Here is a 10,560-nt window from a genome sequence, read left to right as displayed (position 1 = left end):
GCCGGGCATCGAGCGGAGAACGCGGCCCCGCCTCGCGCAGGCTGCCGAGCCCGGCGAAGGCGCCGCCTCCGGGCGCCCCGGCGGCGAGCAGCGAGGTCGGCGGCCGCGACGCCAGCTTCCAGCGGAAATCGGCGGCGAGATCGCCCCAGAACACCGGCTCGTAGGCGGGCAGTCCGCTCATCCCGACCTTGGGGCCGAGCCAGCGGTCGAACGAGTCCTTCAGCCGTTCGCCGTGGCCCCGGTCCCGTACCGTGACGCCGTGGATATAGATGATGGTCATCCGGAGGCCCTCCGCCCGAATGGTGACCCGACGACAACCTTGACGCGAATCACGACTTCGTTCCGCCGGCTGCCGGTCGGTGCCGCACGCGCGGTCCACCGCGCTATTGCGACTCATTGCAGTCCGGAGCCGCCTGCCTACATGCAAGGGGAGCGTCGGACGGGTGCCTGTGCCAACCCTCCGGCCGACGTAATCTTGACGCGGATCCGGAGCAGACGGAACGTGATGGCACTCGGGTCCCGGCGAGGCAAAGCATGACGGCGCGACGGATCGCGGTAGCGCTCGGCACGGCCCTGATGGCGGCGGCTGCGGCGCCCTTCGTCGTGCCGGCCGTTGCGGCCGACCCCGAGCCGCGACCCCAGGAGCCGAGGGCCCAGGCGGTCGCCGTGCCGGCGGCCAAGCCCGAGGGGAACGGGACAACGGCCAGCGCGGGCGGCACGCCGGGCGGCGGCCTGCGCTGCCTCACCCGCGCCGAGCAGCGGGCCCAAAGCGCCGCCGCCACGGTTATTCCGCTCGCCAAGGCGGCGCAGGCCGTCAAGGCCCGCCACGGCGAGCTGCTGCGCGCCCGCCTGTGCGAGCAGAACGGTCGCCTCGTCTACCTGCTGACCGTGCTGCCGCGGGGCGGCAAGCTGGTCCGCGCGACTGTCGACGCCACCACCGGGACACTGGTCAACGGACCCTAGACCAGGAGAAGCGAGGTCCGGCCATGCGGGACCGAACAGCCCATCCGATCCACCGACGCGGCCGTTCAGGGGTCGAACCTTTGGACAGGGCCGGACACTCATCGTAAGGATCGCGCGGCCGCTCCCGTCCGGACCACGAGCCGGCCGCCGGCGATCCGAAAGGCAAGACCATGCGGCTTCTGGTCGTCGAGGACGATCCCGACCTCAATCGCCAGCTCGCCACCGCGCTGACCGACGCGGGCTATGTGGTGGACCGCGCCGCCGACGGCGAGGAGGGCCACTATCTGGGCGAGACCGAGCCCTACGACGCCGTCATCCTCGACATCGGCCTGCCCAAGATGGACGGGCTCTCGGTGCTGGAGTCCTGGCGCCGGGCCGGCCGCATCATGCCGGTGCTGATGCTCACGGCGCGCGACCGCTGGAGCGACAAGGTGCAGGCCTTCGACGCCGGCGCCGACGACTACGTGGCCAAGCCCTTCCATCTCGAGGAGGTCCTGGCCCGCATCCGCGCCCTGCTGCGCCGTGCGGTCGGCCACGCCAAGAGCGAGTTTTTGTGCGGCCCGGTGCGGCTCGACTCGCGCACCGGCCGGGTGACGGTCGACGGCGATCCGGTCAAGCTCACCTCGCACGAGTACCGGCTGCTCTCCTATCTGATGCACCATTCCGGCCGGGTGGTGTCGCGCACCGAGCTGGTCGAGCATCTCTACGACCAGGACTTCGACCGCGACTCCAACACCATCGAGGTGTTCGTCGGCCGCATCCGCAAGAAGCTCGGCGTCGACGTGATCCAGACCGTGCGCGGGCTGGGCTATCTGCTCAATCCGACCGAGAACGCCTGAGGTCATGCGCGCCAACTCGCTCGCGCTGCGGCTCTTCCTGTCGGCCACCGCCTGGACCGTGATCATCCTGCTGGCGACCGGCATCAGCCTGTCGTCGCTCTACCGCCAGGCGGTGGAGCGCTCCTTCGACCGCCGCCTCGGCGTCTATCTGCGCACCCTGGTGGCCGAGGTCGCGGCGCCCGAGGAGGGCAGCGACCGCGGGCCGCTGTCGCTCGGCGAGCCGTTGTTCGAGCTGCCGCTGTCCGGCTGGTACTGGCAGATCACCAAGCTCGCCGTGCAGAAGCCGGAGACCCGCTCGTCGCGCTCGCTGTGGGACTCGACCCTGCCGCATCTGGTCGACCAGGGCCTCCCGCCGGGTGCCGACGGCAGTCGTCGCTCCTATGTGGACGGGCCGGAGGACCAGCGGTTGCGGCTGGTCGAGCGAACCGTCGATCTCGGCGACGAGGGCCGCTTTCTGGTGGCGGTCGCCGGCGATCCGCAGGAGATCGACGAGGAGACCCGCTCCTTCGACAATGCGCTCGCCATCACGTTCGTCATGCTGGCGGCCGTGCTGCTGCTGATCACCATGTTCCAGGTGCGCTTCGGCCTCGCCCCGCTCAAGCGCATCTCGGAGAGCCTCGCCGCCATCCGGGCCGGCCGCAGCGAGAAGCTGGAAGGCGACTTCCCGCACGAGATCGAGCCGTTGGCGCGCGAGACCAATGCGCTGATCGCCGCCAACCACGAGATCGTCGAGCGCGCCCGCACCCATGTCGGTAATCTCGCCCATGCGCTGAAGACGCCGCTCACCGTGATGGTCAACGAGGCGGCCGGGCGCGGCGACGACCCGCTCGCCCGAAAGGTGCGCGAGCAGGCCGCCATCATGCGCGACCAGGTGACCCGCCATCTCGAGCGGGCGCGGCTGTCGGCCCGCCTCACCGTGGTCGGCACCGTCACCGAGGTGAAGCCGGTGGTCACGGCGCTCGCCCGCACCATGGAGAAGCTGCATCACGACCGCGGCCTGGTGATCGACGCCGAGGTGCCGGAGACGCTGCGCTTCGTCGGCGAGCGGCAGGATCTCGAGGAGATGGTCGGCAATCTGGTCGACAATGCCTGCAAATGGGCGGAGGGGCGGGTGGCCATCGAGGCCGGGCCGGCGCCGGCGCCCGACCGGCGCGCCAATGCGGGGCTGCGCATCGTCGTCGACGACGACGGGCCGGGCCTGTCGGAGGCCGAGCGCGAGCAGGTCGCCCGCCGCGGCAACCGGCTCGACGAGACCAAGCCGGGCTCCGGCCTCGGCCTGTCCATCGTCACCGAGCTGGCCGGCCTCTACGGCGGCACGCTGACGCTCGCCGCAGCCCCGATCGGCGGCCTGCGCGCCGAGCTGGTGCTGCCGGCCGGGTGACGGCGCGGCGGAGGGCAGGGGGCAATCGATTGCGGCGGCTCTCGATTGCTGCTTTTGCGAGATCCCGTTCTCTGTGTCGGCCGCCTCATGGCCCCGCGCTCTCGACCGGACGCCTCTCCGCCCGCACCCTCGTTTCGCCCTAATTCTCGCGGCATAGCAGGCGCTGGGGATGCCTCCGGCACGACACGGCCGGGGTGAGCCGCGGGGGACCGTATGAATGTCGTGACGTCGGCGGCGGCAGCCGCGCTCGCCTTGACGCTGGCCGTGCCGCTCGCCGGCTGCGCCGGCGACCCCAATACCGGCACGGGCCCGCGGGAAAACACCGGGACCCTGCTGGGTGCGCTCGGCGGCGCAGCGATCGGCTCGGCCGTCGCCGGGGGCGGAACCGGCTCGCGGGTGGCCGGCGGCGTCGTCGGCGCCGCGCTCGGCGGGCTGATCGGCAACCGCATCGGCGCCGCCATGGACGACGAGGACCGCCGCCGCGCCTACGACGCCCAGATGGCGGCGCTGGAGACCGGCCGCTCGGGCGCCCCGGTGAGCTGGAAGAATCCCGATTCGGGACGTTACGGCACCATCGTACCGGGGCCGGCCTACGACCAGGGCGGCCGCAACTGCCGCCAATTCACCCACACGATCTATATCGACGGGACGCCCCAGACGGCCCGCGGCACCGCCTGCCGCAACCCGGACGGGACCTGGACGTCGGTGGGTTGAGTCGGACGCGCGTTCGCCGGGACGCGGCACCCGTCCGCGGCAGGCCTTGCGCTGCGGCTTAACGCGTTCTTCAGACGACGCTCCTATATCCGAGCCAGGACATTCCGTTCGGGCAAGGTGCGTGGATGGCGGGCGAGGAGCAAGCCTCCGAGAAATTGCGTTCGTATCTCCGTGGGCTGACCCCGGAGGCCCGAGCCATGCTGATGGCCGAGGTCGAGCGCGGCATACAGAACGGCCACGACCATCTGCCGCAGCCCGATCTGCTGCTCAACCACCTGCGCGAGGTGCTGCGCGACGACGATCCGGTGCCGGACCGTGCCGGCAATCCGGCGCGGCTGTTCTTCGTGCCGGTCGAGCCCTTCATCATCGACGACGAGCCGGACTTCGGCCAGGAGTGCCGTCTGGCGCGTGCCTCCCTCGGGCCGATCTGGGAGTGGATCACGGGCGACATCGCGCCGCAGGACTCCAAAACCTATATCGCCGAGGTGTCGCGGCATCTGGCTGCGAAAGACACCGCCAAGGCCGAGCTCGCCGCCCGCACCCTGCAGGATGCGGTGGTGCGCAAGCTCGGCGAGGCGCTCGAAGCCGCCGGCAAGGACGACAAGGCCCGCCGCCGCATCGCCTTCCGGATCGGCACGCCGCGCGCCCAGGACGACGTCCACGAGTTCTATGGCATCCTCAAGCTGCGCGATGGCATCGCCACGGTCGGCAGCCGGCTGCCGTCGCGCATCCGCTCCTTCACGGGCGACCAGCTCGACCAGATCGTCGCCGTGCTGGACAACGCCCAGGCCCGCGACAAGGCGCTGTTCCGCTACGGCCTCGTGCTGACCATGAACCGCATGCCGGCGCCCTGGCAGCTCGTTCGCATCGCCATCCGGGCCGTGCAGTCCGACAAGGCCGACCGCATCGCCGAGAGTCCCTACGGGTTCGCCGTCACCATCGTGCTGGGCGACATCGAGCGCACCGTGCGGGATCTGGTGCGTGATTTCCGCCGCGGCCAGATGACCCGGGCCGTCGAGCGCCTCAAGGAGGTGCACGAGGCGGTGCGCGGCCTGCGCAGCGAGATCAACATGGTGTCCGGCTCCGGGCCGGCCCGCCAGCTCGCCGCCGTGCGGGCCGGGGTCGCCGACGCCTTCAAGTCCGAGCTCGAGACCATTCCGGGCCGGGTCCGCCGCATCATCCGCATCGTGCCCGGCAAGCATCTTCCGCGCGGCTCGACCGTCGACGCCGCCGAGGTCACCGAGATCGAGGGTCTGCTGACCTTCCTGTCGGCCTGCAAGATCGTCGCGAGCGAGCTCGCCTTGAACGAGATCACGCTGCGGGTGCTGTCCGAGCTGCAGAGCCAGCTCGACAACGGCTCGCGCTCGATTCTCGACGTGCTGCGCGCCTGCGATCCGAACGAGCTCTCCTACCGCAAGGCCCAGATGGACGCGGCGACGCGTTTCTGTGCGAAAATCCTCGGCGACGAATATGCCGTGCTGCTGACCCGCGCGGCCGAGGTGGCCGTCAACAGCGAGCGCAAGGCCGCCAAGGCCTGAGCCGCTGTCCGGGTCGGTGCGGTGCCATGCCACCGCGCCTTGACCCGCGAATCCGCGCGGTCTCCTGCCCCCCTCCGCCCTGCCGGCCTCCCCGGCCGGCCCCGCCCGCGGCCTTCCGCGGCCTCCCGCCGTTCCGATCCCACCTCGTTTTTCGGCGTCCTCCTGGTCTCCCCGTCCTGCGTTCTCAAAAATCCGCCCCGATCCCGCCCTATCGGCCGTGCCGGGACTGTCACGCCAGTTTGACATTTCCCAAGGTTGCGGCGGGTGGCGTCATGGTCAATGACGGCACCACCGGCTAGGGTCCCGCCATGACGTTTTCGCTCCTGCTCGCGCTGATGACGGCTGTCGCGCTCGGCGCCGCGCTGTGGCCCCTGGTCCGGCGGCCCGCGCCGTCGCGTGGCGGCGACGACGTCGCGATCTATCGCGACCAGCTCGACGAGATCGAGCGCGACCTCTCGACTGGCGCCATCGCGCCGGCGGAGGCGGAGGCCGCCCGGGTCGAGGTCTCGCGCCGGCTGATCGCCGCCGCCGAGGCGACTCCTGCAGCCGACCCTGCGGTCGCGCCGTCCAAAAGCCCGGCGCTGCGCCGGGTCGCCGCCGCCGTGCTGATCGTGCTGCCGCTCGCCGGGCTCGGCTACTATCTGGCCACCGGCTCTCCCGACATGCCGGGCCAGCCGCTCGCCGATCGGCTTGCCCGCGTCCACGAGGGCCAGGGCTCGGCCTCCGACGAATCCGCCGCCATGGCCGCCATGGTGCCGCGGGTCGAGGCGCATCTGCGCGCCAATCCCGAGGACGGCCGCGGCTGGGCCGTGCTGGGCCCGGCCTATATGCGGCTCGAGCGCTTCGACGACGCGGCCAAGGCCTACCGCAACGCCATCCGGCTGTTGGGCGAGACCGGCGACCGGGTCGCCGATCTCGGCGAGGCGCTGGTCGGCCAGGCGGGCGGCACCGTCACGCCGGCCGCAAAGGCTCAGTTCGAGCGCGCCGTGGCGCTCGACCGCGAGCATGTCTCGGGCCGCTTCTATCTCGGCCTTGCCGCCAAGCAGTCCGGCCAGCCCGAGGCGGCGCGGCGCATGTGGGAGGCCTTGCTGGCGAAGGCGCCCGAAGGGGCGCCGTGGGTCGGCTTCGTCAAGACGGCGCTGGCCGGGCTCGACGGCGCCGGGCAGGGCGGAGCAGCCGTGGATGTGCCGCAGGCCCTCACCGACGACCAGAAGACCATGGTGCGCGGCATGATCGACCAGCTCGCCGAGCGGCTGCGCAAGAACGGCTCGGACGTCGAGGGCTGGCTGCGCCTGGTACGCTCCCACATGGTGATGCGCGAGACCGACAAGGCCCGCGCCGCATTGGCCGAGGCGCGGCGCGCCCTCGCCGATATGCCCGACAGGCTGGTGCGGCTGGAGTCCGAGGTCCGACCGTTCCGGCTCGACGCCGCGACTGCCTCGTCCGGCCCGGCCCCGGCGCCGCGCGCCGCGACGCCGGGTGGGAGCCCCGCGATCGCGCTACCGGCCCTGCCGGGCGAGACCCGTCCGGGGCCGCGCGCCGAACCGGCGCCGGCCGCGCCGAGCGCCGCCGCATCGGCGGCCCCCGAAGGCACCGCCGACTACGACGAGACCATGCGGGGCCTGGTCGACCGCCTCGCCAAGCGGCTCGCGGCCGACGGCGGCGACATCGACGGTTGGGTCCGGCTGATGCGCACCCATATGGCCATGGGCGAGCGGGCACGGGCGACCGCCGCCGCGGCCGACGCCCGCAAGGCGCTGGCCGGCGCGCCCGAAAAACTCGCCCGCCTCGATGCCGTCGTGAAGGAGCTCGGCCTCGCCGAGGCTCCGTCTGGAGCCGTGCAATGACCCGCAAGCAGCGCCGTTTCGCCCTGATCGCCGGCGGTGTCGCCGTGTTGGCCGTGGCGACCGCCCTGGTGCTCAACGCGCTCAACGACTCGATCGTGTTCTTCAACTCGCCCACCGACGTGGTCGAGAAGAAGGTGCAGCCCGGCACGCGGCTGCGCATCGGCGGCCTGGTCGCGCCGGGCTCGGTGGTGCGCGGCGAGAACCTGGCGGTCCGCTTCCAGGTGACGGACGGCAACAACACCATCGCGGTCGGCTACAAGGGCATCCTGCCGGATCTGTTCCGCGAGGGGCAGGGCGTCATCGCCGAGGGCGTGCTGGATCCCGGCGGCAGCGTCAAGGCCGACAGCGTGCTGGCCAAGCACGACGAGAAATACATGCCGCGCGAGGTCGCCGACGCGCTGAAGAAGCAGGGCCACTGGCAGAGCGACTACGACAAGGCCGCGCCAGCGTCTGCGGGGCCGCCCGCCGCGGGGCCGCCCGCCGCGGGAGCATCTGCGGCCGCCGGAGCGACCCGATGATCCCCGAGCTCGGCCACTACGCGCTGGTGCTGGCGCTGGCGCTCGCGCTCGCCCAGGCGATCGTGCCGCTGGTCGGCGTGCGCACCGGCGACGCGGCGCTGATCGCCGTCGTCAAGCCGACCGCGCTCGCCCAGCTCCTGTTCGTCGTGCTGTCCTTCGCGGCGCTGACAGCCTGCTACGTGACGTCCGACTTCTCGGTCGAGAACGTCGCCCAGAACTCCCATTCGACCATGCCGCTCGTCTACAAGATCACCAGCGTGTGGGGGAACCACGAGGGCTCGATGCTCCTGTGGGTGCTGATCCTGGCGCTGTTCGGCGGGCTGCTGGCGGTGCTCGGCCGCAACGTGCCGGCACCGCTGCATGCGGCCGTTCTGTCCGTGCAGGCCGTGATCGCCACCGCGTTCTATTTGTTCATCCTGCTCACCTCGAACCCGTTTGCGCGGCTGGCGCAGCCGCCCTTCGAGGGGCGCGACCTCAACCCAATTCTTCAAGACATCGGCCTCGCGATTCATCCGCCGCTTCTCTACGTCGGCTATGTCGGCTTCTCGGTGTCGTTCTCGTTCGCGGCGGCCGCGCTGCTTATCGGCCGCATCGACGCCGCCTGGGCCCGCTGGGTGCGACCGTGGACCCTGATCGCCTGGATGTTCCTGACGCTGGGCATCGCGATGGGCTCCTACTGGGCCTATTACGAGCTCGGCTGGGGCGGCTGGTGGTTTTGGGATCCGGTCGAGAACGCCTCGCTGATGCCGTGGCTCGCCGGCACGGCGCTGCTCCATTCGGCGCTGGTGATGGAGAAGCGCGAGGCGCTGAAGGTCTGGACCATCCTGCTCGCCATCCTGACCTTCTCGCTGTCGCTGATCGGCACCTTTCTGGTCCGCTCCGGCGTGCTCACCTCGGTGCACTCGTTTGCCACCGATCCGGCCCGCGGCGTGTTCATCCTGATGATCCTGGTCTTCTTCATCGGCGGCAGCCTGACGCTGTTCGCCTGGCGAGCGCCGATGCTGCGCCACGGCGGGCTGTTCGCACCGGTGTCGCGCGAGGGCGCGCTGGTCTTCAACAACCTGTTCCTCACCACGGCCTGCGCCACCGTCTTTGTCGGCACGCTCTACCCGCTCGCTCTCGAGGCATTGACCGGCGAGAAGATTTCGGTCGGCGCGCCGTTCTTCATCATGACGTTCGGCCCGCTGATGGTGCCGCTGATGATCGCGGTGCCGTTCGGCCCGCTGCTCGCCTGGAAGCGCGGCGATCTGTTGGGCGTGGCGCAGCGCCTGATCGTCGCCGCGGCGCTGGCGGTACTGGCGCTCGCCGCGACCTTCGCCATAGAAGGCCGGCCGGTGGCGGGACCGCTCGGCATCGGGCTCGCCGTCTTCGTCATCGCCGGGGCGGCGACCGATCTCTTCGAGCGCATCGGCCTCTTTCGCGTGCCGCTTGCGACGACGCTGCGGCGTGCCGTCGGCCTGCCGCGCTCCGCCTGGGGCACGGCGGTCGCCCATGCCGGGCTCGGCGTGATGCTGCTCGGCATCGTCGGGGAGTCGCAGTGGAACGTCGAGCGCATCGTCGCCATGAAGGCCGGCGATGTCGCGAGCGTCGGACGCTGGGAGCTGGTGTTCGACGGCCTCGACCAGCACGAGGGGTCGAACTACCGCGAGCTCGCGGTGCGCTTCACGGTGCGGGAGGGCGGCGTGCCGGTGGCGACGCTGGCGCCGGCCAAGCGCGCCTTCTCGACGCGCGAGATGGCGACCACCGAAGCCGCGCTGATGCGCCATGGCGTGAGCCAGCTCTACGTCTCGCTCGGCGACCTCAATCCCGACGGCTCCGTCGCGGTGCGCGCCTACGACAAGCCGCTGGTGCTGCTGATCTGGATCGGATCGCTGGTGATGGCGCTGGGCGGCGGTCTGTCGCTGTCCGACCGCCGCCTGCGGGTCGGCGCCCCGCGCCCCTCCAAGGCCAAGCTCGGCCTGCAGCCGGCGGAGTGAGCAAGATGGCTTCGCCCATGAGATGGCGTCGTGCCAGAAGACCTTCAGCGGCGATTCCGTCTCTTCTGCATGTCCGCGATCACTCGCTTGCGTTTCGCGAACCGCTCCGGATCGGCCTCTTCGGGCGACACCGCCATCGGTGCGAGCAGATCGAGCGGCACGCCGAGGGCACGGGCAAGTCTCTGGTGCAGTTCCAGCGGGCCCTTTCGCTTCCCACTTTCGAGGTCGGACAAGTAGCCTTGGGTGAGCTCTGCCGCAACGGCAAGCTGAGCCTGTGTGAAACCGCGAAACGTCCTCAGGACACGGATCGGGTTCTCTCCGTCGGCAAGGGCGTCGGCGACGGACAGCGGCAGCACCGGCGTGCCGGCAGCGATCTCCTTGCGGGCCTTCGCGACCAGCCGTGCCGTGCCGGCATCCTCCTCCGCCTCCGCCGCGAGCGCGACGAGACGCTCGTACTCGGCGCGCGGCAGGATCGCCATCTCTCCGTTTGGCGTCGCTTCGAAACGGACCTTCATGGAAGCCTCTCAGTCGTAGATATCGCGACGATGGCCGACCGCGACGACCACGATGGTCTCTCCGTCCCGGTCGAAGATCACCCGCCAGTCGCCGACCCGCAGTCGGGTGCCGGCCCGTCCCTTCAATGCCTTGACGTCGCCGTGGCCGGTCGCGGCGAATGCCTCCAGCCGTGCTCTGATCCGACCCCGGACCGTCGTGGACAGCTTGGTCCACTGACGCGTGGCGGCCGGAGTGAAGACGATCGACCGCATGGCGAAATATCGCATTA

At 71.0% G+C, this 10,560-nt stretch carries 11 protein-coding genes; 8 read left to right on the top strand and 3 right to left on the bottom strand.

Features of this window, described 5'->3' with window-relative positions:
- Positions 1 to 280: hypothetical protein (locus HXX10_RS10715; protein WP_296522174.1), on the bottom strand; the 280-nt coding region annotated here is incomplete at its 3' end.
- 254 nt (positions 281 to 534) lie between these two features.
- On the opposite strand from HXX10_RS10715, the gene HXX10_RS10710 reads away from it, so the two are divergent.
- The 8 genes from HXX10_RS10710 (at position 535) to HXX10_RS10675 (ending at position 9,776) form a co-directional block, all read left to right on the top strand.
- Complete coding sequence (locus tag HXX10_RS10710; RefSeq protein WP_296522173.1) at positions 535 to 963, top strand: hypothetical protein; 429 nt, start codon at positions 535 to 537, stop codon at positions 961 to 963.
- Positions 964 to 1,133: 170 nt separating this feature from the next.
- The gene (locus HXX10_RS10705) at positions 1,134 to 1,802 is read left to right on the top strand and encodes a response regulator transcription factor (RefSeq protein ID WP_296522172.1); all 669 of its coding nucleotides are present in this window, start codon (positions 1,134 to 1,136) and stop codon (positions 1,800 to 1,802) included.
- 4 nt (positions 1,803 to 1,806) lie between these two features.
- Positions 1,807 to 3,183 (top strand): sensor histidine kinase, encoded by a 1,377-nt coding sequence (locus HXX10_RS10700; protein ID WP_296522171.1) that lies wholly within the window; start codon positions 1,807 to 1,809, stop codon positions 3,181 to 3,183.
- Between the two features lie 213 nt (positions 3,184 to 3,396).
- The gene (locus HXX10_RS10695; protein ID WP_296522170.1) at positions 3,397 to 3,897 is read left to right on the top strand and encodes an RT0821/Lpp0805 family surface protein; all 501 of its coding nucleotides are present in this window, start codon (positions 3,397 to 3,399) and stop codon (positions 3,895 to 3,897) included.
- Between the two features lie 197 nt (positions 3,898 to 4,094).
- Positions 4,095 to 5,435, top strand: coding sequence for a hypothetical protein (locus tag HXX10_RS10690; RefSeq protein ID WP_296522169.1), 1,341 nt, complete (start codon positions 4,095 to 4,097; stop codon positions 5,433 to 5,435).
- 308 nt (positions 5,436 to 5,743) lie between these two features.
- Positions 5,744 to 7,282, top strand: a complete 1,539-nt coding sequence (gene ccmI, locus HXX10_RS10685) for a c-type cytochrome biogenesis protein CcmI (protein WP_296522168.1) — start codon at positions 5,744 to 5,746, stop codon at positions 7,280 to 7,282.
- Positions 7,279 to 7,800, top strand: coding sequence for a cytochrome c maturation protein CcmE (gene ccmE / locus HXX10_RS10680; protein WP_296522167.1), 522 nt, complete (start codon positions 7,279 to 7,281; stop codon positions 7,798 to 7,800). Before ccmI ends, ccmE begins: the two co-directional genes overlap by 4 nt.
- Positions 7,797 to 9,776, top strand: a complete 1,980-nt coding sequence (locus HXX10_RS10675) for a heme lyase CcmF/NrfE family subunit (protein WP_296522166.1) — start codon at positions 7,797 to 7,799, stop codon at positions 9,774 to 9,776. Before ccmE ends, HXX10_RS10675 begins: the two co-directional genes overlap by 4 nt.
- 44 nt (positions 9,777 to 9,820) lie before the next feature.
- On the opposite strand, the gene HXX10_RS10670 is transcribed toward HXX10_RS10675, so the two are convergent.
- Positions 9,821 to 10,291 carry a helix-turn-helix transcriptional regulator gene (locus HXX10_RS10670; RefSeq protein ID WP_296522165.1) on the bottom strand — a complete coding sequence of 157 codons (471 nt, stop codon included), beginning with the start codon at positions 10,289 to 10,291 and terminating at the stop codon, positions 9,821 to 9,823.
- A gap of 9 nt (positions 10,292 to 10,300) precedes the next feature.
- Complete coding sequence (locus HXX10_RS10665) at positions 10,301 to 10,543, bottom strand: type II toxin-antitoxin system RelE/ParE family toxin (RefSeq protein ID WP_296522164.1); 243 nt, start codon at positions 10,541 to 10,543, stop codon at positions 10,301 to 10,303.
- Between the last annotated feature and the right edge of the window lie 17 nt (positions 10,544 to 10,560).

The sequence above is a fragment of the Rhodoplanes sp. genome (assembly GCF_013377085.1).
Classification (GTDB): domain Bacteria; phylum Pseudomonadota; class Alphaproteobacteria; order Rhizobiales; family Xanthobacteraceae; genus Rhodoplanes.
The sequence above is the reverse complement of the archived record's forward strand: the minus strand, read 5'-3'. Positions and strand labels throughout refer to the sequence as shown.

Excerpts from the sequence above, each read along its gene's own strand:
- HXX10_RS10675 (WP_296522166.1), top strand. The coding sequence starts at position 7,797 with ATGATCCCCGAGCTCGGCCACTACGCGCTGGTGCTGGCGCTGGCGCTC.
- ccmE (WP_296522167.1), top strand. The coding sequence starts at position 7,279 with ATGACCCGCAAGCAGCGCCGTTTCGCCCTGATCGCCGGCGGTGTCGCC.
- HXX10_RS10705 (WP_296522172.1), top strand. The coding sequence starts at position 1,134 with ATGCGGCTTCTGGTCGTCGAGGACGATCCCGACCTCAATCGCCAGCTC.
- HXX10_RS10695 (WP_296522170.1), top strand. The coding sequence starts at position 3,397 with ATGAATGTCGTGACGTCGGCGGCGGCAGCCGCGCTCGCCTTGACGCTG.
- HXX10_RS10665 (WP_296522164.1), bottom strand. The coding sequence starts at position 10,543 with ATGCGGTCGATCGTCTTCACTCCGGCCGCCACGCGTCAGTGGACCAAG.
- HXX10_RS10670 (WP_296522165.1), bottom strand. The coding sequence starts at position 10,291 with ATGAAGGTCCGTTTCGAAGCGACGCCAAACGGAGAGATGGCGATCCTG.
- ccmI (WP_296522168.1), top strand. The coding sequence starts at position 5,744 with ATGACGTTTTCGCTCCTGCTCGCGCTGATGACGGCTGTCGCGCTCGGC.
- HXX10_RS10710 (WP_296522173.1), top strand. The coding sequence starts at position 535 with ATGACGGCGCGACGGATCGCGGTAGCGCTCGGCACGGCCCTGATGGCG.
- HXX10_RS10690 (WP_296522169.1), top strand. The coding sequence starts at position 4,095 with ATGCTGATGGCCGAGGTCGAGCGCGGCATACAGAACGGCCACGACCAT.
- HXX10_RS10700 (WP_296522171.1), top strand. The coding sequence starts at position 1,807 with ATGCGCGCCAACTCGCTCGCGCTGCGGCTCTTCCTGTCGGCCACCGCC.